At 72.2% G+C, this 23,655-nt stretch carries 23 protein-coding genes and 1 tRNA gene; 13 read left to right on the top strand and 11 right to left on the bottom strand.

Going from position 1 to position 23,655, the window contains the following annotated elements:
* The first annotated feature begins 35 nt into the window (after window positions 1-35).
* Window positions 36-563: a YbaK/EbsC family protein gene (locus tag DSM26151_RS11130; RefSeq protein WP_234659611.1), complete on the top strand. Its 528-nt coding sequence runs from the start codon at window positions 36-38 to the stop codon at window positions 561-563.
* A 63-nt stretch (window positions 564-626) separates the two neighbouring features.
* On the opposite strand, the gene galK is transcribed toward DSM26151_RS11130, so the two are convergent.
* Window positions 627-1,787, bottom strand: coding sequence for a galactokinase (gene galK / locus DSM26151_RS11125; protein WP_234659610.1), 1,161 nt, complete (start codon window positions 1,785-1,787; stop codon window positions 627-629).
* Window positions 1,784-2,935, bottom strand: coding sequence for a galactose-1-phosphate uridylyltransferase (galT, locus tag DSM26151_RS11120; protein WP_234659609.1), 1,152 nt, complete (start codon window positions 2,933-2,935; stop codon window positions 1,784-1,786). Before galT ends, galK begins: the two co-directional genes overlap by 4 nt.
* 82 nt (window positions 2,936-3,017) lie before the next feature.
* Here galT and DSM26151_RS11115 point away from each other — a divergent pair, with 82 nt between their 5' ends.
* Both DSM26151_RS11115 and DSM26151_RS11110 read left to right on the top strand, forming a co-directional pair.
* Window positions 3,018-3,911, top strand: a complete 894-nt coding sequence (locus DSM26151_RS11115) for a DeoR/GlpR family DNA-binding transcription regulator (RefSeq protein ID WP_234659608.1) — start codon at window positions 3,018-3,020, stop codon at window positions 3,909-3,911.
* A 10-nt stretch (window positions 3,912-3,921) separates the two neighbouring features.
* Window positions 3,922-4,848, top strand: coding sequence for an aldose 1-epimerase family protein (locus tag DSM26151_RS11110; protein ID WP_234659607.1), 927 nt, complete (start codon window positions 3,922-3,924; stop codon window positions 4,846-4,848).
* Window positions 4,849-4,851: 3 nt separating this feature from the next.
* Here DSM26151_RS11110 and DSM26151_RS11105 read toward each other — a convergent pair whose 3' ends face one another.
* Window positions 4,852-6,030, bottom strand: a complete 1,179-nt coding sequence (locus DSM26151_RS11105; RefSeq protein WP_234659606.1) for a MarP family serine protease — start codon at window positions 6,028-6,030, stop codon at window positions 4,852-4,854.
* A gap of 194 nt (window positions 6,031-6,224) precedes the next feature.
* Here DSM26151_RS11105 and DSM26151_RS11100 point away from each other — a divergent pair, with 194 nt between their 5' ends.
* The 5 genes from DSM26151_RS11100 to DSM26151_RS11080 all read left to right on the top strand — a co-directional run bounded on the left by DSM26151_RS11100 (window position 6,225) and on the right by DSM26151_RS11080 (window position 11,332).
* Complete coding sequence (locus tag DSM26151_RS11100; RefSeq protein ID WP_407650960.1) at window positions 6,225-6,911, top strand: DedA family protein; 687 nt, start codon at window positions 6,225-6,227, stop codon at window positions 6,909-6,911.
* A gap of 148 nt (window positions 6,912-7,059) precedes the next feature.
* Entirely contained in the window at window positions 7,060-7,650 is a 591-nt protein-coding gene (gene sigK / locus DSM26151_RS11095) for an ECF RNA polymerase sigma factor SigK (protein WP_407651041.1), read from the top strand.
* On the top strand, window positions 7,647-8,468 hold the full coding sequence (locus DSM26151_RS11090; protein WP_234659604.1) for an anti-sigma factor: 822 nt from the start codon (window positions 7,647-7,649) through the stop codon (window positions 8,466-8,468). Before sigK ends, DSM26151_RS11090 begins: the two co-directional genes overlap by 4 nt.
* Window positions 8,469-8,541: 73 nt before the next feature.
* Window positions 8,542-9,591 carry an LLM class F420-dependent oxidoreductase gene (locus DSM26151_RS11085; protein ID WP_234659603.1) on the top strand — a complete coding sequence of 350 codons (1,050 nt, stop codon included), beginning with the start codon at window positions 8,542-8,544 and terminating at the stop codon, window positions 9,589-9,591.
* Window positions 9,592-9,877: 286 nt separating this feature from the next.
* Window positions 9,878-11,332 carry a phytoene desaturase family protein gene (locus tag DSM26151_RS11080; RefSeq protein ID WP_234659602.1) on the top strand — a complete coding sequence of 485 codons (1,455 nt, stop codon included), beginning with the start codon at window positions 9,878-9,880 and terminating at the stop codon, window positions 11,330-11,332.
* Between the two features lie 12 nt (window positions 11,333-11,344).
* On the opposite strand, the gene DSM26151_RS11075 is transcribed toward DSM26151_RS11080, so the two are convergent.
* Window positions 11,345-11,417: transfer RNA gene (locus DSM26151_RS11075), tRNA-Lys, on the bottom strand.
* Between the two features lie 102 nt (window positions 11,418-11,519).
* On the opposite strand from DSM26151_RS11075, the gene DSM26151_RS11070 reads away from it, so the two are divergent.
* Together DSM26151_RS11070 and DSM26151_RS11065 are read left to right on the top strand one after the other, a co-directional pair.
* Entirely contained in the window at window positions 11,520-12,158 is a 639-nt protein-coding gene (locus DSM26151_RS11070) for a DNA-directed RNA polymerase subunit beta (protein WP_234659601.1), read from the top strand.
* A gap of 153 nt (window positions 12,159-12,311) precedes the next feature.
* On the top strand, window positions 12,312-13,199 hold the full coding sequence (locus DSM26151_RS11065) for an aminodeoxychorismate lyase (protein ID WP_234659600.1): 888 nt from the start codon (window positions 12,312-12,314) through the stop codon (window positions 13,197-13,199).
* A 99-nt stretch (window positions 13,200-13,298) separates the two neighbouring features.
* On the opposite strand, the gene pstB is transcribed toward DSM26151_RS11065, so the two are convergent.
* The 7 genes from pstB to DSM26151_RS11030 all read right to left on the bottom strand — a co-directional run bounded on the left by pstB (window position 13,299) and on the right by DSM26151_RS11030 (window position 21,353).
* Complete coding sequence (pstB, locus tag DSM26151_RS11060) at window positions 13,299-14,078, bottom strand: phosphate ABC transporter ATP-binding protein PstB (protein ID WP_234659599.1); 780 nt, start codon at window positions 14,076-14,078, stop codon at window positions 13,299-13,301.
* 28 nt (window positions 14,079-14,106) lie between these two features.
* On the bottom strand, window positions 14,107-15,207 hold the full coding sequence (pstA, locus tag DSM26151_RS11055; protein WP_234659598.1) for a phosphate ABC transporter permease PstA: 1,101 nt from the start codon (window positions 15,205-15,207) through the stop codon (window positions 14,107-14,109).
* On the bottom strand, window positions 15,207-16,145 hold the full coding sequence (gene pstC, locus DSM26151_RS11050; protein ID WP_234659597.1) for a phosphate ABC transporter permease subunit PstC: 939 nt from the start codon (window positions 16,143-16,145) through the stop codon (window positions 15,207-15,209). Before pstC ends, pstA begins: the two co-directional genes overlap by 1 nt.
* A gap of 84 nt (window positions 16,146-16,229) precedes the next feature.
* Entirely contained in the window at window positions 16,230-17,321 is a 1,092-nt protein-coding gene (locus DSM26151_RS11045; RefSeq protein ID WP_407650959.1) for a phosphate ABC transporter substrate-binding protein PstS, read from the bottom strand.
* Between the two features lie 157 nt (window positions 17,322-17,478).
* Entirely contained in the window at window positions 17,479-18,417 is a 939-nt protein-coding gene (locus DSM26151_RS11040; protein ID WP_234661876.1) for an NUDIX hydrolase, read from the bottom strand.
* A gap of 2 nt (window positions 18,418-18,419) precedes the next feature.
* Entirely contained in the window at window positions 18,420-20,618 is a 2,199-nt protein-coding gene (locus tag DSM26151_RS11035) for an RNA degradosome polyphosphate kinase (protein ID WP_234659596.1), read from the bottom strand.
* Between the two features lie 45 nt (window positions 20,619-20,663).
* Entirely contained in the window at window positions 20,664-21,353 is a 690-nt protein-coding gene (locus DSM26151_RS11030) for a response regulator transcription factor (RefSeq protein WP_234659595.1), read from the bottom strand.
* A 63-nt stretch (window positions 21,354-21,416) separates the two neighbouring features.
* On the opposite strand from DSM26151_RS11030, the gene DSM26151_RS11025 reads away from it, so the two are divergent.
* The 3 genes from DSM26151_RS11025 (at window position 21,417) to ygfZ (ending at window position 23,652) form a co-directional block, all read left to right on the top strand.
* Window positions 21,417-21,755, top strand: a complete 339-nt coding sequence (locus DSM26151_RS11025; RefSeq protein ID WP_234659594.1) for a hypothetical protein — start codon at window positions 21,417-21,419, stop codon at window positions 21,753-21,755.
* Window positions 21,756-21,895: 140 nt separating this feature from the next.
* A complete protein-coding gene (locus tag DSM26151_RS11020; RefSeq protein ID WP_234659593.1) occupies window positions 21,896-22,504 on the top strand; it encodes a nitrobindin family protein in 609 nt (202 codons plus the stop codon).
* Window positions 22,504-23,652, top strand: coding sequence for a CAF17-like 4Fe-4S cluster assembly/insertion protein YgfZ (ygfZ, locus tag DSM26151_RS11015; RefSeq protein ID WP_234659592.1), 1,149 nt, complete (start codon window positions 22,504-22,506; stop codon window positions 23,650-23,652). Before DSM26151_RS11020 ends, ygfZ begins: the two co-directional genes overlap by 1 nt.
* Window positions 23,653-23,655 lie beyond the last annotated feature (3 nt).

Genomic DNA, 23,655 nt, shown 5'->3' with positions numbered 1-23,655 from the left:
GCTCCGTCCCGGCATCCGCTCCTAGGATCGAAGCCATGAGTTCCGACCACGCCCCCGCATCCACTGGCGCTCGATCGCACGCCGCCGTCGATCGCGTCGCCGCGGCCCTCGTCGCGCAGGGCGTCGAGCCCGGGATCGTGTGGTTCGACGATGCCGTCACGACCGCGCAGCTGGCCGCCGACGCCCTCGGCGTCGAGGTCGGCCAGATCGCCAACTCGCTCGTGTTCACCCTCGACGACGAACCGGTGCTCGTGCTCACGTCGGGTGCGCACCGGGTCGACACGGACTGGCTCGGTGCACGGCTCGGCGGCACCATCGGCCGTGCGTCGAAGGAGACCGTGAGGGCCGCCACCGGTCAGGTGATCGGCGGGGTCGCACCCGTCGGGCATCCTGCGCCGGTGCGCACGTTCGTCGACGTCGACCTCGCGGGCTTCGACGAGGTCTGGGCCGCCGCAGGGCATGCCAGGACCGTCTTCCCGACGACGTTCACCGAACTGGTGCGGATCACGGGCGGGACGCCGACCGCCGTGGAACCCGGGGCGGGCGCGACCGGGGGCGCGTGAGCGCAGTCCGTCGTTCCTGGGCTGCCCCGGGCACGGCGACCGACCCCGGGCGCGAGCGATCGGTCAGGCGTCGCGCCGGGCGCCCTGGGCGGCGTGCACGGGGAAGATCGCCGGCTCGCGGTGGCCGTGGTCGGCGAACGCCTCGCGGACCGCTCGCGTGATCACCGGGACGAGGTCGTCGATCACGAGCGCGATCGCGGAACCGCCGAACCCGCCACCCGTCATGCGGGCGCCGATGGCGCCGTGCGCCTGGGCGGTCTCGACGGCCAGGTCGAGTTCGGGCACCGAGATCTCGAAGTCGTCGCGCATCGACGCGTGCGAGGCGTCCAGGAGGGGACCGATCGCGCCGGGGCCGTGTTCGCGCAGCGTGCGGACGGTGTCGAGCACCCGCTGGTTCTCGGTGACGACGTGCCGCACGCGCCGGAACGTCTCGTCGTCGAGCAGGTCGCGGGCCCGGTCGAGGTCGTCGACCCGCACCTCGCGCAGCGATTCGACCTCGAGCGCCCGTGCCCCGGCCTCGCACGACGCTCGCCGGGCGGCGTAGCCGCCGGTCGCGTGCGCGTGGCTGACGCGCGTGTCGATGACGAGCAGGGACAGGCCGGCCTCGGCGAACCCGAGCGGGATCACGTCGGCGTCGAGGCTTCGGCAGTCGAGGAACACGCCCGCGTCGGTCTCGCCGAGCAGTGACGCCGACTGGTCCATGATTCCCGTCGGGGCGCCGACGACGCGGTTCTCGGCCAGCCGGCCGACCTTCGCCAGCGTCGCCCGGTCGAAGCCGAGTCCCCAGTGCTCGTCGAGCGCCAGCGCGACGGCGCACTCGATCGCGGCCGAGGAGGACAGCCCGGCGCCGATCGGCACGTCGGACCCGATGTGGAGGTCGACGCCGCGCACGTGCCGCAGGTCGGCGCCGAACTCGCCGAGCGCCCAGACGACGCCGAGCGGGTAGGCGGCCCAGCCGCTCACCGCATCGGGCACGAGGCCGTCGAGGTGGACCTCGACGGTCTCGGGCGAGAACGTCGAGGCGACGCGGACCACACGGTCGTCGCGGTCTGCGAGGGCGACGGCGGTGCGTCGGTCGATCGCGAACGGGAACACGAAGCCGTCGTTGTAGTCGGTGTGCTCGCCGATGAGGTTCACCCGCCCGGGGGCGGACCAGACGCCGGCCGGACGACGGCCGAACTGCTCGGCGAAGCCGTGCTCGGCGGAGGCTGCGGTGTCGGTCACAGGTCGACTCCTTCGATCGCGGTGCGCAGGGCGGTCGCCTGCGCCTCGGGCGGGACGTCGCCGATCCACGCACCCATGGCGGCCTCGGAGCCCGCGAGGTACTTGAGTCGTTCGGCCGCGCGCCGGGGGCTCGTCAGTTGCATCGCGAGTCGGACCTCGTCGCGGCGCTCGTGCACCGGGGCCTGGTGCCAGGCAGCGATGTACGGCGTCGGCGTGTCGTAGAGGCGGTCGACGCCGCGGAGCAGCCTCAGGTACACGCGGGCCAACTCGCCTCGCTCCTCGGCGTTCGTCGCCGCGAGGTCGGGCACGTGCCGGTTCGGGACGAGGTGGATCTCGATCGGCCAGCGTGCGGCGAACGGCACGTAGGCGGTCCAGTGCTCGCCCGCGACGAGCACGCGCTCACCCGATCGTTCGCGTTCGAGCAGGTCGGCCTGCAGCGTCGGCCCGTACGCGTCGATCGCGGCGAGCAGCCGCTCGGTGCGGGGGGTCACGTACGGGTAGGCGTAGATCTGGCCGTGCGGGTGGGGGAGGGTCACGCCGATCTCGCGGCCGCGGTTCTCGAACGGGAACACCTGCTGGACGCCGGGCAGGGCCGACAGTGCGGCGGTGCGGTGCGCCCACGCCTCGATCACGGTTCGCGCGCGAGAGACGGACTGGGTGCCGAACGAGCCCTCGTGCTCGGGGCTGAAGCACACGACCTCGCACCGCCCGTGGGAGGGCAGGCGCCGCTCGAGGCCGACGGCGCGGACGCCGGCGAGGGCGGATGCCGCGGCATCCGCCCCGCCCGGCCACTCCGGCAGTGCCGGGCCGAACGACGGCGAGCGGTTCTCGAAGACCGCGACGTCGTAGGTGCTCGGGATCTCGGACGGGTTGGCGGCGGTCTGCGGTGAGAGCGGGTCGGCATCGGCCGGCGGGAGGAAGGCGCGGTTCTGCCGTGCCGCCGCGATGGAAACCCAGTCGCCGGTCAGCGGATCCTGCCGCATCTCGGCGACGGCCGGCCGCGGGTCGAGGCTCCGCTCGTCGATCGCGCGGTCGGCGGGGAGGGCCGAGTCGGCGTCGTCGAAGTAGATGAGCTCGCGCCCGTCGGCGAGCGTCGAGCGACGAACGGCGATGCGCGGGTCGAGGATTCCGGGGTCGGTCTGGGGCACGGCGACACGCTACGCGATCTTCGTTTCGGAAACAAGCGGGTTTCGTATTGCAAAGTCCGGGCCGGCGCGCGAGACTGGCCGCATGCCCGCCGAATCCGCCGACGCCGTCCTCGCGCATCCCGACAGCCCTGCCGAGCGCGCGCTCGCCGCGGCGTCGCCCGCCGCGCGCGACGCGACGCACCGTCGCGCGCTCACGGCCGACCTCGTGGTCGAGCGCGGGTTCGTGCGCGTGGTCGAGCTGGGCGAGGCGTTCGGAGTGACGCCGGTGACCGCGCGAGCCGACCTCGACGCGCTCGAGCGGTCGGGGCTCGTGCGGCGCGTGCACGGCGGCGCCGTCCCCGCGGGCGCCGGCGCCGCCGGCTCCCGGCCGGAGCGGGAACCGAGCTTCGAGGAGGCGCTCGCGGCATCCGTCGTCCCCAAGCAGCTCATCGGCGAACGCGTGGCGGCCACCGTCCGGAGCGGCCAGAGCATCATCCTCGACGTGGGCACGACGACCCTCCAGGTCGCCCGCGCGCTGCGGGCGCGCGACGACCTCGACGACGTCACGATCTTCACCAACGGGCTCTCGCTCGCGCTCGAGCTCGAGCCCGAGATCCCCCGCTTCACCGTGGTCGTCACGGGCGGAACACTGCGACCGCGCCAGCACTCGCTCGTGCACCCCCTCGCCGGGTCCGTCCTCGACGAGGTGCACGCCGACCTCGCCGTCATCGGCTGCAACGGTGTCGATGCGCGGCACGGCGTGACCAACGCCAACCTGCCCGAGGCCGGCGTCAAGTCGCTCATGCTCGCGCGCGCCGCGCGCTCGGTCGTCGTCGCCGACGCGTCCAAGCTCGGAGAGGTCCACCTCGGTCGCATCGCCCCCGTCGACGCGTTCGACCTGCTCGTGACGGATGCCGCGGCACCCGCGGTCCTCGTCGACGAACTCCGCGACGCCGGCCTCGACGTCCTCGTCGCCCACGACGCCGGGCGGTCGTAGGGTGGTCTCCATGACCCACCCGACGGGCGAGCAGTTCGAACTCGAGACGACCACTTCCACGGGCGACGTCCGCGCCACCGTCACCGCCGTCGCCGCAGGGCTGCGGACGCTGACCATCAACGGCATCGACCTGGTGCCGCCGTTCGGCGAGGAGCGCACGCCGCCATCGGGTGCCGGCATCGTGCTCGTGCCCTGGCCCAACCGCATCCGCGACGGCGTCTGGACCCACGGCGAGACGACCCACCAGCTCGCGATCACCGAGCCGCCGAGGAACACCGCGATCCACGGGTTGCTGCGCTACACCGAGTACACCCCCGTCGACCGCGACCGCGACTCGGTCACGCTCGCCGCGACCATCCACCCGCAGCTCGGCTACCCGTTCCTCGTGCGCACCGCCGTGCGCTACGAGCTCGTGTCCGACGGGATGAAGGTCACCCACTTCCTCGAGAACCTCGGGGCCGATCCGGCCCCGGTCGCGGTCGGCACCCACCCGTACCTGAAGATCGGCGGCGTCCCCACCGAGGAGCTCACGCTCCGCCTCGACGCGGCGAGCCACATCGAGGTCGACGATCGGCTGCTGCCCGTCGGCGAGGTGCCGGTCGACGGCACCGAGTGGGACCTCCGCGACGGCCGACGGGTCGGCGACCTCTCGCTCGACGACGCCTTCGGCGAACTCGAATCGGTCGACGGCACCGTCGAGCACACGCTCACCGCACCCGACGGGCGCTCCGTCTCCGTCTGGGCCGACGACGAGTTCGCCTACGTGCAGGTGTACACGACCGCCGCGTTCCCGGGCGAGAGCGCGGCGATCGCCGTCGAGCCGATGACCGCTCCCGCTGATGCGTTCAACTCGGGCAAGGGGCTGCGCTGGCTCGACCCGGGCGAGCAGTGGGAGGTCAGCTGGGGCATCCGCTTCGCCGGGTTCGCCGCCGAGTAGCGATCAGAACGAGCACCTGCCCGAGTCGACCGCGTCGCCGAGCGTGGGTGCGGCCTCCGCCAACGGGCGGAGCGTGCCGACCGGCACCGCGAATCCGACGTTGTCCACCGTCTGCGACTTCGCGAACACGACGCCGCCGACCTCGCCGTCGCCCGTGAGGACGGGACCGCCCGAGTTGCCGTGGTCGATGTCGGCCGCCAGCGTGACCACGTCGCGCGAGCTCGACGCCCCGTCGATCGAGATGGTGAGCGGCCCGTTCGCCATCACCTCGGCTGGCCGGAGTTCGAGCGGCCCGCCGAACGGGTAGCCCGCCACGGCCACGTCGGTGCCCGCGCCGGGCGCGTCCGAGACGGCGAGCGGCTCGACGTCCAGCCCGTCGGCCGCGATCACCGCGAGATCGACATCGGGGTCGAACGCGACGACACGGCCCGACACGGGGCCGTGTCCGGGCGCCTCGACGATGGGTTCGACGACGCCCGCGACGACGTGCGCATTGGTGACGATCCGGTCGGGCGCGACGACGAACCCGGTCCCGGTGAGGTTGCCGCCGCACTCGAACGCGAGCCCGGTGACCCTGACCACGGATGCCGCGGCCGCGCGCACCTCCGGGTCGTCGACGCCGCCCGCGGGCAGCTCCGGCGCGACGGTCGGGCCGCCGAGGACGTCGGTCAGCCACGGGATCGCGCCGCCGACGGCCGCCGATCGGAGTTCGGCCATGAGGGTGCGCGCGGGCGAGGGCGTGACCCCGTCGATGCTGCGCACGACCCAGGAACCCGCCACCGCGGGTGAGACGACCGGCACGCCCATGGACCCGACGCCGGCCGCGACGAGTGCGACGACGAACGCGGTGACCATCGCGTTGACGACGGCGCCGAGGATGCGGTCGAGGATGCCGAGCTTGACCGCTTCGGCTCCGCGGCCGAGGGCGCGCCCGACGGCGCCCCCGATCGACGCCCCCGCGATGAGCAGGGCGACGGCCGTGGCGATCGCGAGCGGGGCCCGCAACTGCGAGACGGGGATGAGCGAGACGACCCACGGCATCGCGAAGTACGCGGCGATCCCGCCCGCGACCAGGCCGAGGAGCCCGCCCAGGGTGCGCAGCAGGCCGCTGCGCCAGCCGCGCACGAGCGCGCCGATGAGCACCACCGCGAGGGCGATGTCGAGCAGCAGGCTCCAGGTCATCCGAGGTCCGCTCCGATTCCGACGGGACCTCAACCCTCCCGCACCCGGCTCGGAGCATGCTGAGCACGGACCGCGCGGACCGCGCGGACCGCGCGGACCGCACGGACCGCACGGACCGCGCGACCAGGGGCCCGGCGCGGACCCCGGTGCTCGTCCCACCCGCCGCTCAGGTGCCGTCCCGTAAGGTCGAGCGGGTGAGCATCGCCATCCGGACCGCCGCCGAACCCGAACTCACCGGCATCGCCGGGTGGGCGGTCGACCTCATGGAGACCCTCGGCGCCCCGGGTGCCGGGCTCGCGATCGCGCTCGAGAACCTCTTCCCGCCCCTCCCCAGCGAACTCATCCTCCCGCTCGCCGGGTTCACGGCGAGCCGGGGGTCGTTCACCCTGCCCGAGGTGCTCGCGTGGACGACCGCGGGCTCCGTCGTCGGCGCACTCGCGCTCTACCTCGTCGGTGCGCTGCTCGGCCGCGAGCGCACGCGCGCGATCATCAAGGCCGTCCCGTTGGTCGACGTCGCCGACGCCGACCGGACCGAGGCCTGGTTCCTCAAGCACGGTCGGAAGGCCGTGTTCTTCGGACGCATGATCCCCATCTTCCGAAGCCTCATCTCGGTCCCAGCAGGCATCACCCGGATGCGCATCTCGTGGTTCCTCGCGCTCACGACGGCCGGCAGCATCATCTGGAACACCGTCTTCGTCCTGGCCGGCTACCTGCTCGGCGAGAACTGGCACCTGGTCGAGCCGTGGGCCGACATCCTGCAGTACGTCGTCATCGCCGCGGTCGTGGCGGCCGTCGCATGGTTCGTCGTCAAGCGCGTCATCCGCATCCGCGAGCACCGCCGCGCGATCGCCCGAGGCGAGGCGACGCCCGGCGGGATGTGATCGGCCGAACCGATCCGAATGGCCTCCCGCGCCGAATCACCCTCGACGCACGACGGGAGCCGACATGAGCATCGCATCGCCGCCGCGCGCCGAGACCCGGCGCGCCGCTCCGGCGCGTACGAGCGCCGGGCCGGCGCGCCGGTCTGCCATGCTTGAGCGCGTGGTGGAGGTGCACGGCGAGGCCGAGGCATCCGGCCCCGGCCTGGACGACCTGCTGGTCGCGACCGGCGCGGGCGACCGGGTCGCGTTCGGCGCGCTCTACGACCGAACCGTCGCGCGCGTGCTCGGGCTCATCCGAAGGGTCGTCATCGATGCCGGCCAGGCGGAGGAGGTCGCCCAGGAGGTCTACCTCGAGATCTGGCGGACCGCCCCGCGCTTCGAGCGAGATCGCGGCTCCGCGATCGCGTGGATGTTCACCCTCGCCCACCGTCGTGCGGTCGACCGGGTGCGATCCTCGCAGTCGGCGCGCGACCGCGACGCACGCATCGGCGCCCGCGACCTCGAGGTGCCCGCCGACACCGTCGCCGAGACCGCCGAGGTCCGGATCGAACACGCCCGGGCCAAGGACGCGCTCGCAGAGCTCAGCGAACCCCAGCGCGAGTGCGTGGTGCTCGCCTACTACGGCGGGCTCACCCAGACCGAGATCGCCGATCGACTGCACGTCCCGCTCGGGACCGTGAAGACCAGGATGCGCGACGGCATGATCCGTCTGCGCCGGGCGATGGGGGTGAGCACATGACCGGATCCGAGGACGCAGCGGCGATGCCGGACGACCTCGACGCCCTGCTCGCGGCGTACGCCCTCGACGCGGTGTCCGACGACGAGCGCGCGGTCGTCGAGGCGGCCCTGGCCGAGGACCCGGCGCTCCGAGCCCGCGTCCGCGACCATCGCGCGGCCGCGGCGGCGCTCGCGGCGAGCGTCGAGCCCGTCGACCCGTCGCCCGGGCTGCGCTCCTCCGTCATGGGCCGCCTCGACGAGGTCGAGCAGGTCTCGGCGGAGCCGATCGCGCGCGACGAGCAGGTCGGCGCATCGGGTGAGCGGATGCCGCAGGCCGAGGCCCCTGCCGCGCCCGGGCCCGGGCCCGCAGAGCGGGCGGCCCACGCCGCCTGGTTCCGCCGCCCCGCGCCGATCCTCGCCGCGGTCGCCGCGTCGCTCGTGCTCATCGCCGGTGCCGTCGTCGGCCTGAACTGGTTCGGGCCCGCGGGGTGGGGCGCGCAGCGCGACGTGCAGGCGATCGCCTCGGCATCCGATGCGAACGAGACGACCGCGGCGTCCGCCGACGGCGGCGACGTCACCCTCGTCTGGTCCGAGGACCTCGCGCGAGCGGCCGTGCGCACGAGCGACCTCCCGGCCGTCGGCGCCGACTCGACCTACGAGCTCTGGTACATCGACGACTCGGGCGCGGTCTCGGCGGGAACGTTCGACCCGGAGGACGGAGCCGCGTTCGTCGTGCTCGACGGGGCCCTCAGGCCCGGCGTCCTCGTGGGCATCACGGTCGAACCGGCCGGGGGTTCCGAGGCGCCGACGACCGAACCGATCGTGGTCTTCGAGACCTGACCCGTGTCGGCTAGGGTCGACCGGGGGCCGCGCGCGGCCCCCGAAAGCACCCACGACGACGAGGAGCGACCGCATGCGCATCGGCATGTTCCTGAGCTACGCCGGAGGATTCCGCGAGGCCGCGGACGAGGTCGTCGACCTCGAACGCGCGGGGGTCGACCTCGTCGTCGTCCCCGAGGTGTACACGTTCGACGCCGTCAGCCAGCTCGGGTTCCTGGCGGCGCGCACGACGACGATGACGCTCATGAGCGGCATCCTGCAGCTCTACACGCGCACGCCCTCGCTCACCGCCATGACCGCGGCAGGGCTCGACTTCGTCTCGGACGGGCGGTTCGAGCTCGGCATCGGCGCGTCCGGGCCGCAGGTCATCGAGGGCTTCCATGGCGTGCCCTACGACGCGCCGCTGCAGCGCACGCGCGAGATCGTCGACATCTGCCGCTCCGTGTGGAGACGGGAACGTCTCGTGCACGACGGACGCCGCTACCGGATCCCGCTGCCCGCCGACCAGGGCACCGGGCTCGGCAAGCCGTTGAAGCTCATCAACGAACCGGTCCGCGAGCGCATCCCGATCACGATCGCCTCCCTCGGCCCGAAGTCCGTGGAGCAGACGGCCGAGATCGCCGAGGGCTGGCTGCCGATGTTCTTCCACCCCGAGCGGGCAGAGCAGGTGTGGGGGGTCGCGCTCGCCGCGGGCCGCGCGCGGCGAGCGCCCGAACTGGGCGAGCTCGACGTGTTCGCGAGCCCGGCGCTCGCGATCTCCGATCGGCCCGAGCTCGTCGAGGCCGCGCTCGCGGCGGTCAAGCCGAACCTCGCGCTCTACGTGGGCGGGATGGGGGCGCGCGGGAAGAACTTCTACAACGACCTCATCGCCGGGTACGGGTTCGCCGCCGAGGCCGAACGCATCCAGGACCTCTACCTCGACGGCCGGCGCGAGGAGGCGGTCGCCGCCGTACCCGACGACCTCGTGCGCGCGATCTCGCTCATCGGTTCGCCCTCGGAGGTCGCGGGTCGGGTCGAGGAGTTCGCCCGCGCCGGCGTGACGACGCTGAACGCGACCCCCCTCGGGCGCGATGCGGGCGAACGGCTCGCGCTCATGTCGGGGCTGCGTCGCATCGTCGGCTGATCGGTGCAAGCCCCCGTTCTCGGGGGCTTGCCGTGTCCGGTTCGCGGACGTACGCTCGGTGAACCGCACCTCGCAGTGCGGCAAGGGGACACCTGGGGAGGAGCCGCCGCACCGAGGGCATCGAGGCTCGGGAACCTCCTCGAGCCCCGCGGCGGTGCCCCGGTCCCCGTCTTGGCCCAGCCGCCGCACCGGCGAATGATGTCCGGTTCGACGCGGGCGCCGACGCCCGTCCTCGTGACATCATGATGCCGGCGAGCGCGCACGCGCCGCCGATCGGGGAGGGCGCGTGACCCGGACTGGTGACGTCGACGCGATCGTCGTCGGGTCGGGGCCGAACGGGCTCGCGGCCGCGGTGACCCTCGCGCGGGCCGGGCTGTCGGTCCGGGTGCACGAGGCCGCGGCGACGCCCGGCGGCGGCGCGCGCACCGAGCCGCTGACCCTCCCCGGGTTCCGGCACGACGTGTGCTCGGCCGTGCACCCGATGGCGCTCGCCTCGCCGTTCTTCCGCGCGTTCGGGCTCGCGGATCGCATCGACCTGCGCGTGCCCGAGATCTCCTACGCGCATCCGCTCGATGGCGGTCGCGCCGGGATCGCCTGGCACGACCTCGACCGGACCGTCGACGGGCTCGGCCGCGACGGACGGGCCTGGCGGCGACTGCTCGGACCCCTCGTGGCGCACGAGGCGGCGCTGACCGAGTTCACGGCTTCCTCGCTCGTGCGGATGCCGCGGCATCCGCTCGTCGCCGCCCGATTCGGGCTCCGCGCGCTCGCGCAGGGCGGCCCGGCCTGGAACGTCGGCTTCCGCGGCGAGGTCGCGCCCGCACTGCTGACCGGCGTCGCGGCGCACGCGATCCGGCCGCTTCCGGGCGTCGCCCCGGCCGGCGCGGGACTCGTGCTGGCCGCGCACGCGCACGCGCGCGGGTGGCCGATCCCGATCGGCGGCAGCGGCGCGATCACGGCGGCCCTCGTCGACGACCTGGTCCGGCACGGCGGCGAGATCGTGACGGATGCCGCGGTCGAGCACCTCCGCGACCTCCCGCCGTCTCGCGCGGTGCTGCTCGACGTGACGCCGCGCGCGCTCGATGCGATCGCGGGCGACCGGCTGCCGGGCGGATACCGGCGTGCGCTCCGGCGCTTCCGCCACGGCGACGCGGCCGCGAAGGTCGACTTCGCCCTCTCGGGGCCGGTTCCGTGGGCGCACCCGGACCTCGCGCGGGCGGGCACGCTCCACCTGGGCGGCCCGCGCGAGGAGATCGCCGCCGGCGAGCGCGACGTGGCGCGCGGGCGGCATCCGTCGTCACCGTACGTGCTGGTGTCGCAGCCGTCGGCGTTCGACGGGTCGCGTGCGCCGGCCGGGCACCACGCCCTGTGGGCGTACACGCACGTTCCAGCGGGATCCGGGGTCGACCCCACCGAGGCGGTCACGCGTCAGATCGAGCGGTTCGCCCCGGGATTCCGCGACCTCGTGCTCGCGTCCGCCGCACGCCCCGCGACGCGCCTCGCCGCCGAGAACCCGAACCACGTCGACGGCGACATCGCGGCGGGCGCGACCTCGCTCACGCAGCTCGTGCGCCGCCCCGTCGTCGCCCGGGACCCGTGGCGCACGCCGATCGCGGGCGTCTACCTCGCGTCGGCGTCGACTCCGCCCGGGCCCGGCGTGCACGGCCTGGCCGGCTGGCACTCGGCCGCGAGCGCGCTGCGGCACGAATTCGGCCTCGGGTTGCCGGACCTCGCGCCGTGACGACGACTGTCGTGGGCCCCGTGGGGCTCGAACCCACGACCTACGGATTAAAAGTCCGCTGCTCTACCGACTGAGCTAGAGGCCCCGGGTATCCAGCGTACCTGCAGGGCGTGCGCCGAATTCACGTCGTGGCCGCGGCTGGGCCCCACCCACCCCGCGCGCAGGCGCGGACGGTATCGTGTCCGCGATGGCCGCAGACTTCCACCGCCCGACGAGGTTTCCCCCGAACATGTTCGAGGGGTTCCTCGGCGCCGAGGATCCGGCGCACGTGAGCCGGCTCGCGCACGACACCGCTGCGGCGGTGCTCTCTCGGGTTCGCGCCGATCCCGACCCCGAGATCGTCGCGCGGCTCGTGACCTACACCGATGAGCACGGCATCGACGCGATCGCGGAACTCTGGTCGCAGGCGTCGCCGAAGAGCCTGCCGGGTGTGCTGTGGCGCATCTACCTCCTCCGCACGATGATCCGGCAGGACGCCGAGGGCGTGAGCCTCGCGTTCCAACGCGGCACCGAGGTCTCGCGCACGATCGACCAGGTCGTCGCCGGAGCACCGACGCCGGCCGGACCGGCCGAGGTGCGCGACCTGGCCGACACCATCCTGCGCGGCGTGTTCGCCGGCGACTTCGCCGCAGCGCTCGATCGCGCGGCCGCGTTCTGCCGGGTGGCCTCGGCCGGGTTCGCCAGCCTCGCCGACGACGCGGATGCCTCGGACGCGGTGCACCACGACCGCCCGGGCGTGCTCACCACGCGCGCCCTGCGACTGACCGAGCTCGCCGACGAGTTCGGCGCGTGCGCACGCCTCTGGCGTCACGACGGCCTGGACTGACTGCGGCGGGAATAGGCGAGGGCCGCCCCTGCGTTTAGAATCGTCGTGGCCGGTCGCAGTAACCCCGGGCTCCAAATCTCGCCGCTTCGAGCGGCCTCGCGCCGAGAGGCGTTCTGCGACCGGCCTCCATGCTTCCACGGCTACCATCGAGGGATGCCCGAGACCGTCTCGTTCCTCGTCGACCCCCTTCCGGTCGGCACGTCCGCCGAGTTCCTCGAGTCGTCGTTCCGCGAGATCGAGCCCGGTTCTCCCGCACTCGCCGTCAACGACCTCGCGCCGCACCGGGGCGACGGCGTGTTCGAGACGCTCGCGATCGTCGACGGCCGGGTGAACGACCTCGAACCGCACCTCGCGCGACTGGCGAACTCGGCGCGGCTGACGGACCTGCCCGAGCCGAACCTCGACCAGTGGCGGCTCGTGATCCGCCGGGCCGCCGAACGAGCCCCCGCCGACGGGCAGTTCTCGGTCAAGATCGTCGTCAGCCGGGGCGTCGATCCCGGCACGGTGCCGACCGGGTGGGCGCACGTGGCATCCGTTCCCGACTTCAGCAGGGAGCGCTCGCACGGGATCCGCGTCGTCACGCTCGACCGGGGGATCGACCGCGGAGCGGGCGAGCGGGCGCCGTGGCTGCTGCTCGGCGCGAAGACCCTCAGCTACGCGCCGAACATGGCCGCGATCCGCGAGGCGAAGCGGCGGGGGGTCGATGACGCCGTGTTCGTCTCATCCGACGGCTTCGTGCTCGAGGGTCCGACCTCGAACGTGCTCGTGCGGCTCGGCGACGTGGTCGTCACGCCGCCGCCGGCGGCGGGCATCCTGCACGGCACGACCCAGCGTCGGGTCTTCGCGTTCCTCGAATCGCTCGGTCGTCGGGTCGCGTACCGCGACCTGACGCTCGACGAGCTCCGCGGGGCGGATGCCGCGTGGCTCGTCTCGAGCGTCAGGATGGCGGCTCCCGTGATCGAGGTCGACGGTCATCCGCTCGGTGCGGATGCCGCCATGACGGCCGAGATCAACGACCACCTGCTCGGCGCGAACGACTGACCGCCGCAGGCGCGAACGACCGACCGCCGCAGGCGGGAACGACGGATGCCCCGTGGTCGGTCGGCCACGGGGCATCCGCTGTCTTCCGCTTCCCGCGGATCAGCCGAATCGACCGGACACGTAGTCCTCCGTCGCCTTCTCGGCGGGGTTGGAGAAGATCGTGGTCGTCTCGTCGTACTCGATGAGCTTGCCGGGCTTGCCGGTGCCGGCGATGTTGAAGAACGCGGTCTTGTCGCTCACGCGCGACGCCTGCTGCATGTTGTGGGTCACGATCACGATCGTGTACTCCTGCTTGAGGTCCTCGATGAGGTCCTCGATCGCGAGCGTCGAGATCGGGTCGAGCGCCGAGCACGGCTCGTCCATGAGGATCACCTCGGGCGAGACGGCGATCGCGCGGGCGATGCAGAGGCGCTGCTGCTGGCCGCCCGACAGGCCCGAGCCGGGGCGGTCGAGACGGTCCTTGACCTCGTTCCAGAGGTTCGCGCCGCGCAGCGACTGCTCGACGAGGTCGTCGGCGTCCGACTTCGAGATGCGCCGGTTGTTCAGCTTGACCCCGGCGATCACGTTCTCCCTGATCGACATGGTCGGGAACGGGTTCGGGCGCTGGAAGACCATGCCCACCTGACGGCGCACGAGCACCGGGTCGACCTCGGGGTCGTAGAGGTTGTTGCCGTCGATGAGCACCTCGCCCTCGACGCGGGCGCCGGGGATGACCTCGTGCATCCGGTTCAGGGTCCGCAGGAACGTGGACTTGCCGCAGCCCGAGGGTCCGATGAACGCGGTCACGCTGCGGGGCTCGATCTCGAGGGAGACGCCCTCGACGGCGAGGAACTTGGAGTAGTAGACGTTGAGGTCCTTGACCTCGATGCGCTTGGACACGACGTTTCCTAACTGGGCGGGCCGGGGGTCAGCGGCCGTACTTGGGGGCGAAGAACCGCGCGACGAGTCGGGCGAGCAGGTTCAGCACCATGACGATGAGGATGAGCGTGAGGGCTGCGGCCCACGCGCGGTCGAGGTAGGCGAATGCGGGGTTGCCCTGGTTGGCGTACTGCGTGTACACGAACACGGGCAGGGACTGCATGCGGCCCTCGGTGAGGTCGTAGTTCATGCTGTTGGTGAATCCGGCCGCGATGAGCAGCGGCGCGGTCTCGCCGATGACGCGGGCGATGGAGAGCATGATGCCCGTCGTGATGCCCGCGATCGAGGTCGGCAGCACGACCTTGACGATGGTCAGCCACTTCGGGACGCCGAGCGCGAACGCGGCCTCGCGGAGCTCGTTCGGCACGAGCCGCAGCATCTCCTCGCTCGAGCGCACGACGACCGGGATCATGAGCACCGCGAGGGCGACCGCACCGGCGATGCCCGTGCGGGTGCCCGGGCCCCAGAAGATCGCGAACAGCGCGTAGGCGAAGAGGCCCGCCACGATCGAGGGGATGCCGGTCATGACGTCGACCAGGAAGGTGATGCCGCGTGCGAGGCGGCCGCGGCCGTACTCGACGAGGTAGATCGAGGTCATCAGCCCGATCGGGATCGAGATGAGCGCCGCGGTCCCGGTCATGAGCAGCGTGCCCACGATCGCGTGCAGCGCGCCGCCGCCCTCGCCGACGACGTTGCGCATCGAGTAGGTGAAGAACTCGGCGTCGAACCGGTTCATGCCGAACGTCACGACCGTCATCGCGACGGAGACGAGCGGGATCATCGCGATCAGGAACGCGCCGGTCACGAGGGCGGTGACGAGGCGGTCGGTCGCCCGGCGCGTGCCCTCGATCAGGCGGGAGACGAGCGTGATCGTGACGACGTAGAGCACGGCGCCGACCACGATCCAGGCGACCCAGTCGAACGAGCCGCTCGCGAACGCGAGGACCGCGAAGAGCCCGGCCGAGACGAGCAGGCTCGCGCCGAGGATCATCCACGAGGCGCCGTTCGGCAGCTTGCCCGCGGTCAGCGAGTTGCTCACGGGGGCGGCGGCGCGGCGGCCGGTTTCGGGAGGGGTGATCGTCGTGGTCATCAGTTCGCTCCCGAGAACTCGGCGCGGCGGGCGACGATCCAGCGTGCGATCGCGTTCACCGCGAAGGTGACGATGAAGAGGATGAGGCCGGTCGCGATGAGGACGTTGACGTTGATGCCGTACGCCTCGGGGAAGCTCAGCGCGATGTTCGCCGCGATGGTCGACGGGTTCACCGAGGTCAGCAGGTCGAACGTGACCGCGCCCGTGGCCGAGAGGACCATCGCGACGGCCATCGTCTCGCCGAGCGCGCGGCCGAGGCCGAGCACGGCCGCGGAGATGATGCCCGGGCGACCGAACGGCAGGACGGCCATCCGGATCATCTCCCAGCGCGTCGCGCCGAGCGCGAGCGCGGCCTCCTCGTGCAGGACCGGAGTCTGCAGGAAGACCTCGCGCGAGATCGCGGTGATGATCGGGATGATCATGACGGCCAGCACGACGCCCGCCGTGAGGATCGTGCGCCCCGTTCCGGACACCGGGCCGGAGAACAGCGGGAACCAGCCCATGTTCTCGACGAGCCAGGCGTACGCGGGCTGGATGGCGGGTGCGAGGACCCCGATTCCCCAGAGACCGAACACGACCGACGGAACCGCTGCGAGCAGGTCGACGACGTATCCGAGCACGGAGGCGAGGCGACGCGGAGCGTAGTGCGAGATGAAGAGCGCGATGCCGATCGAGATCGGGAGGGCGATGATGAGCGCCAGTGCGGCGGCCCAGATGGTGCCGAACACGAGCGGGCCGACGTAGGCCCAGAAGTTCGTGTCGAGGATCGAGGCGTCTTCGCTCGTGGCGACGAGCGCGGGGATCGACTGGACGATGAGGAACGTCGCGACCGCGGCGAGCGTCACGAGGATCATCGAGCCGGCGAACACCGCCGACTTGGAGAAGACGCTGTCGCCGGGTCGTTGCTTCGCCCGGATCGGCGCTCGTGCGGTGGTCATCGGGGGGTGATCCTCCGGGTTTCGGGTGTGGAACAGGGGTGTGCCCGGCCCCGGGACCGAAGTGCCGGGGCCGGGCACGTGCGACTACTGGATGGAGTCGATGGCCGCCGTGACCTGCTCGCGGAGCGAGTCGGAGATCGGGGCGGAGCCGGCGGACTCGGCCGCAGCGTCCTGGCCCTCGGCGCTGGCCATGTACGAGAGGTACGCCTTGACGAGCTCGACGTTCTCGGGCTCGGCGTACTCCTGGCAGGCGATCAGGTAGCTGACGAGGACGATCGGGTACACGCCGGCCTCGGTCGAGGTGCGGTCGAGCTCGATCGCGAGGTCCTGCTCGTCGCGGCCCTCGGCCAGCGGCGATGCGTCGACGATCGCGGCAGCGGCCTCGGGCGAGTACTCGACGAACTCGCCGCCGCCGCCGATCGCCACGGTGCCGAGGTCACCCGCGCGCGACGCGTCGGCGTAGCCGATCGTGCCCGTGCCGTTGGTGACGGCATCCACGACGCCCGAGGTGCCCTGTGCGGCCTCGCCGCCCTCGAACGGCCACACGCCGTCGGCCTCCCACGTCCACACGTCGCCCGCGGCTGCGCCGAGGTAGTCGGTGAAGTTCTCGGTCGTGCCCGAGTCGTCGGAGCGGTGCACCGCGGTGATCGCGAGGTCGGGCAGGTCGACGCCCTCGTTGGTCGCGGCGATCGCCGGGTCGTTCCAGTTCGTGATCGTGCCGGCGAAGATGCCCGCGACGGTGGCCGCGTCGAGGTTCAGGCTGTCGATGCCCTCGAGGTTGAAGATGACCGCGATCGGCGAGATGTAGAGCGGGAGCTCCACGATGCCGGTGTCGGGGGCGCACTTGGCGAACCCGCCCGTGGCGAGCTCCTCGTCGTTGAACGCGCGGTCGGAACCGGCGAAGTCGCTCGCACCCTCGAGGAAGGTGTCGCGACCGGCGCCCGAGCCCGAGGGGTCGTAGTCGATCGTGACGTCGGGGTTCGCGGTCTGGAAGCCCGCGATCCACGCCTGCTGTGCGGAGTCCTGCGACGAGGCGCCTGCACCGACGAGGTTGCCGGCGAGCGTGGATTCGGATTCGGCGGGAGCGGCCCCACCCTCGTTCGCGGCGCAGGAGCTGAGCGCGAGTGCCGCGGTCATGGCGATGACGGCGGGCGCGCCGAAACGCTTGAGGTTCACGTGATTCCCTTCCGGGGGTTGATTGCAGGGTTCGGACCGGGTGCCCGATCCGCCTGCGACGCTAATCAGCGTGCATGACGAGCGTCCCCCACGATGGTGAACGGGAGGTGAACGACGGCTTTCGGTGCGGCTTCCCCGACTGGGAGTCCGCACAGAGCTAGGCGGTCGGCGCGTGCGTCTCGATCGCGATGATGCCCGACGACGGGTTCGAGCGCGACAGATGCACGACGCTGAATCCGCCGAAGTCGAGGTCGGCGGCGTCCGAGACGTAGGATCCGAGCGGCGTGCCGGTGGCGAGCGCGATCTCGCGCATGATCTCGGGCAGGACCGGCCGGTGGCTGCAGACCACCGCGGACCTGCCGACGCGGACCCGCTTGCCGATGACGCGTCGAACCTCGTCGCGGCCGGCGTCCCAGGCGTCCTGGCTGATGCCGTCGTCGCGCTTGATCGCGATGCCCGTCGCGGCCCCGAACGGGGTGACCGTCGTCGCGCATCGCACGGCCGGGCTCGACACGATGCGCCGGGGCCGCCAGGCCGACAGGGTGCCGACGAGTTCGGCCGCCTGCTGCACGCCGCGTTCGACCAGCGGACGCGTCGCATCCTCGCCCTCCCACGCCGAGCGCGAGCGCGCCTTCGCATGCCTGAGCACGATGAGCGCGAAGGTCTCGGTCACGCCCTGGTCGACCAACGCGATGAAGTGGTCGAGGATGTCGCGGTCCGGCTCGTACGTCAGGTACGAGCGGGCGCGCTTGGGCGTGACCCACTCGAGTGCCGCGATCTCGGCGTTGGGGCGGAAGGTCGAGGCGAGGACCGCCTTGTCGGTGACGTGCGCAGCCCAGTAGTGCACGATCTTCTCGCGGCCGCTCGGGAGCTGGTAGCGCGAGACGCCGACCGGAACGCCGAGCGCGACCGCCAGTCCGGTCTCCTCGGCGATCTCGCGAACCGCGGTCTGGGGCAGGGTCTCGCCCGGGTCGACCTTGCCCTTGGGGATCGTCACGTCGCCGTAGACCGTGCGGTGCACCACGAGCACGTGGATCCGGCCGTCGATGAGGCGCCAGCAGACCGCGCCGGCCGCGTAGACGGCGGTGGCGGGCACGCTCATCGGCGCTTCCCCGACCGGCTGGCCCGGTGCGCGGCCCGGGTGCTGCGCTGCGCTGCCCGCTGGATGCGCGACTGCTGCAGGTCGTCGAGGGGGCGACCCTCGTCGTCCGTCGTCCGCCTGGTCCAGGTCCCGTCGCCGTCGAGCCACCAGGAGCTCGTCCGTTCGTCCATGGCCGCATCGAACATGTCGCCGATCTCGGCGATGTGCTCGGCGTCGGTCAGGCGCACGAGCGCTTCGACCCTGCGGTCGAGGTTGCGGTGCATCATGTCGGCCGAGCCGATGTAGACCACGGGGTCGCCGTCGCCGACGAACGAGAAGATGCGCGAGTGCTCGAGGTAGCGACCGAGGATCGAACGCACCCGGATGTTCTCGCTGAGTCCGGGGATCCCGGGGCGGAGGCTGCAGATGCCGCGCACCCAGATCTCGACGGGCACGCCCGCGTTCGATGCGCGGTAGAGCCCGTCGATGATCGCCTCGTCGACCATCGAGTTGACCTTGATGCGGATGCCGGCGGGCCTGCCCTCCTGCGCGTTGCGGGTCTCCTCCGCGATGAGCTTGAGCAGGCCCTTGCGCAGGTGGAGCGGTGCGACGAGCAGGCGCTTGAACTTCTTCTCGATCGCGTACCCGGACAGCTCGTTGAACAGCCGCGTGAGGTCCTTGCCGACCTGGTCGTCGGCGGTGAGCAGCCCCAGATCCTCGTAGATCCGGCTGGTCTTCGGGTTGTAGTTCCCGGTGCCGATGTGGCTGTAGTGCTTCAGGCCGTCCTTCTCCTGGCGGATGACCAGGGCGAGCTTGCAGTGGGTCTTCAGTCCGACGAGCCCGTACACGACGTGCACGCCCGCCTTCTCGAGCTTGCGGGCCCACGTGATGTTGGCGGCCTCGTCGAACCGTGCCTTGATCTCGACGAGCGCGAGCACCTGCTTGCCCGCCTCGGCCGCGTCGATGAGCGCCTCGACGATCGGGCTGTCGCCCGACGTGCGGTAGAGCGTCTGCTTGATCGCGAGGACGTCCGGGTCCTCGGCCGCCTGCTCGAGGAAGGCCTGGATGCTCGTCGCGAACGACTCGTAGGGGTGGTGCAGCAGCACGTCCTTGGCGGCGACGGCCTGGAAGACGTCCGCGCGACGGTTCGGCTCCGACGGCTGCAGCTGCAGGTTCGTGGTCGGCACGTGGGTCGGGAAGTGCAGTTCGGGCCGGTCGATCTTCGCGAGGTCGAACAGGCCCCCGAGGTCGAGCGGGGAGGGCAGCCGGTAGACGTCCTGGTCGGTGACGTCGAGCTCGCGCACGAGCAGGCCCAGCGTGACCTCGTCCATGTCGTCGGAGATCTCGAGGCGGATGGGCGGACCGAACCGGCGTCGCAGCAGCTCCTTCTCGAGCGCCTTGATGAGGTTCTCGGTCTCGTCCTCCTCGATCTCGACGTCCTCGTTGCGGGTGACGCGGAACACGTGGTGGTCGAGGACCTCCATGCCGGGGAAGAGATCGCCGAGGTGGTTGGCGATGAGCTCCTCGAGCGCGACGTAGCGCGCATCCTCGATCGGCTCGGCCGGGTCGACGCGGACGAATCGCGGCAGCATCTGGGGGACCTTGACGCGCGCGAACTCCTGCCGGCCCGTGCGGCTGTTGCGCACCCGCACCGACAGGTTCAGCGAGAGACCCGAGATGTAGGGGAAGGGATGCGCCGGGTCGACCGCGAGCGGCATGAGCACGGGGAAGATCTGCCCGCTGAAGTAGTCGTGCAGGTGGGCGCGACGGTCGGCGTCGAGTTCGGCCCACGACACGATGCGGATGCCGGACTCGGCCAGCACCGGCTTGACGAGCTCCTGGTAGGCGGTGGCGTGCCGGGACTGGAGGTCGTGGGCGATGCGCGAAATGTCGGCCAGCACCTCGTGCGGCGTGCGGCCGACGTTCGTCGGGACGGCGAGCCCGGTGTTGATGCGACGCTTCAGGCCCGCGACCCGGACCATGAAGAACTCGTCGAGGTTCGACGCGAAGATCGCGAGGAAGTTGGCGCGCTCGAGCACGGGCAGCCGAGGGTCCTCGGCGAGCTCGAGCACGCGCTGGTTGAAGGCGAGCCAGCTCAGCTCGCGATCGAGGTAGCGCTCGGCGAGGAGTTCGGGTGCGCCGTCGATGTCGAGCGGTTCGAAGTCGTCGTCGAAGTCGCTCGCGGTCCGGTCGTCGAGGGTGCTCTCGGCGGTCATCCACACATCATGCCACCGGGCTGTGACGCCGTGGTGGAGCGGAGGTCACCGGGCGGTGAGGTTCGCGTCCTCGTCGTCCTCCTCGTGGACGTTGAACCGGTAGCCCACGTTGCGGACCGTGCCGATCAGGCTGTCGAGGTCGCCGAGCTTGGCGCGCAGTCGCCGCACGTGCACGTCGACCGTGCGCGTCCCGCCGAAGTAGTCGTAGCCCCAGACCTCGCTCAGCAGCTGCTCGCGCGTGAACACGCGCGACGGGTGCGCCGCGAGGAACCGCAGCAGCTCGAACTCCTTGTAGGTCAGGTCGAGCGGGCGCCCGCGCACCTTCGCCGAGTAGCTCGCCTCGTCGATGACGACACCGGAGGTCTGGATGCGTTCGGCGGGCTGAGTGGCCTGCGCGCGACCGATCGCGAGCCGGATACGGGCGTCGACCTCTGCGGGACCCGCCTGGTCGAGCACGACGTCGTCGACGCCCCAGTCGGGGGTGACGGCGGTGAGGCCGCCCTCGGTCACGATCAGGACGAGCGGCACCGAGAGCCCGGTCGTCCGGAGGATCTGGCACAGTGCCTTGGCACCGGCGAGGTTGGTCCGTGCATCGAGGAGGACGAGGTCGGAATCGGGCGCGCGGACGAGCTGCTCGGGCGACGCGGGGATCACGCGCACCCGATGGGTCAGGAGTGTCAGGGCCGGGAGGACGTCTTCGTCTGCTGCCGGCGTCAGGATCAGCAGCTGCGCCACGCACACCCTCCAGTAGTAAGGTGCGGACCATACTAGCCCCACGACGAACGGTGCGAGACGGAAATGGCGACAGACGGTACGGCCCGCGATGAGACGTCGGGCGCGAGCGGTGGGCTGGTGCGCTGGGGCGCGCCGATCACCTGGGCGCTCGCGCTCCTCGGCACGGCGCTCGTCGTGGGGCTCGCCTGGGACGGTCGGCACGTGTGGTTCGGCGACGCCGGGCCGTACGCCGCGCTCGCGATGCTCGGCATCGTGCTCGCGGCATCCGTCATCGCCGGGCTGCTGCTCCAGCTGGCCTCGCGTCAGCCGCGCGGGTACGTCGGGCGGGTGAGCGCATCGATCGCGGGTGCGGTCGTCGTGGTCGCGGTCGGCACCCTCGCGCTGCTGCCGGTCCTCCTCTGAGCACCCGGTAGACTCGCCGCATGTCCTCCCTGCTCGCGCTCGAACTCTTCTTCCTCGGCCTGCTCGGTCTCGCGGGCCTCACGATCGCATGGATCAGCGGGGTCGTCGTCTTCAAGCTCTTCAAGGGCCAGCGCTAGACCGTGATCGAACTGCCGGTCGACCTTCCCGCGGAACTCGTTCCGCTCTCCTGGCTCATCGGGGTCTGGGAGGGGTCGGGCGTCATCGACTACGCCGTCGGCGACGACTCGGTCACCCACGAGTTCGGCCAGCGCGTGAGCTTCAGCCATGACGGCCTGCCCTACCTGAACTACACCTCCTCGACCTGGCTGTTCCCGACCGAGCCCGACGGCGAGCCCGTCGCGATCGCCTCCGAGACCGGGTACTGGCGCCTGGCGCGCCCGCTCGGCGAGGGCGATCCGGGTCCGGGCATGCTGCCAGCCGTCGGCTCCCGCCGCTACCCGGACGCCGAGTCGGTCGAGACGCTGCGCAACGACGCCGGCGGCTTCGACCTCGAGGTCGCGCTCGTGCACCCGGGTGGGGTCAGCGAGCTGTACCTCGGCCAGGTCAAGGGACCGCGCATCGACCTCGCCACCGACGCCGTCATGCGCACGGCCGGGGCGAAGGAGTACGCGGCAGCGACCCGGCTGTACGGCCTCGTCGAGAACCACCTGCTCTGGGCGTGGGACATCGCGGCGCTCGGGCAGGACCTGCGCACCCACGCCTCCGGCCGACTCGCGAAGGTCGACTGATGACCGGGTCGCCGTTCCTCACGCTCCCGGGCGCCGTTCCCGCCGAGGCGCCCGACGAGGGCGTCGCCGCGCACTACGGCAATCCGCTCGTCGAGCAGCGACGCCTCGAGCAGGGCCGAGCGATCGTCGACCTCTCGCATCGTGGCGTGGTGACGGTCTCCGGCCCCGATCGCCTCTCGTGGTTGAACTCGATGGCCAGCCGCGCCCTCGACCGGCTGGCACCCGGCGAGAGCGTCGAGGCGCTCTTCCTCGACGCGTCGGGCCACGTCGAGCACGCGGTGCACGCCCTCGACGACGGCGAGCGCACCTGGCTCGTCGTCGAGGGCGGCGATGCCGCTCGGGCGCTCGCGGGCTGGCTGGACCGCATGCGGTTCATGCTGCGGGTCGAGGTGGCGGATGCCTCCGACGCCCACGCCGTCGTCGCGGCCGTGCCGCGCGGCGACGACCTGCCGTTCGAACTCCCCGAGGGGGCGCTCGCCTGGGACGACCCGTGGCGGCGCGTCATCGCCGACGGGTACGCCTACGCGCCCGAGTCCGGTCACGCCGGCGCGACCTGGCGCCTGGTCGAGGCGATCGTGCCGCGCCCGGCGCTCGCGGGGCTCGCCGCGCAGGTGCGCGCGGGCACGCTGCAGGCGGCGGGCGTGCTCGCCCTCGAGGCGCTGCGCATCGCGGCGTGGCGGCCGCGCTTCGCGACCGAGGTCGACGAGCGGACGCTGCCGCACGAGCTCGACTGGCTGCGCAGCGCGGTCGACCTCAACAAGGGCTGCTACCGCGGCCAGGAGACGGTGGCGAAGGTCGTGAACCTCGGCCGCCCGCCGCGGCGGCTGGTCATGCTGCACCTCGACGGCAGCGACACGATCCTGCCCGTTCCCGGTGACGTCGTCATCGGGGTGAAGCAGCGGCCGGAGCCCGCGCCCGGCGAGGATCCCGAACGTCGCGCGGTCGGCGCGATCACCTCGGCGGCCATGCACCACGAGCTCGGCCCGATCGCGCTCGCCGTGGTCAAGCGCGCCGTCCCCGCGGAGCTCGAGCTCATCGTCGAGAGCCACGGCACGGATGTCGCGGCCTCCCAGGTCGAGATCGTGCCCGCCGGTGCGGGGCCTGCCGTCGAGGTGCCGCGCCTGCCGCGGCTCGGCATCCGGCACTGACCT

Origin of the sequence: Agromyces marinus (assembly GCF_021442325.1) — a bacterium.
GTDB lineage: Bacteria > Actinomycetota > Actinomycetes > Actinomycetales > Microbacteriaceae > Agromyces > Agromyces marinus.
This window is presented reverse-complemented; position numbering and strand designations above follow the sequence as displayed.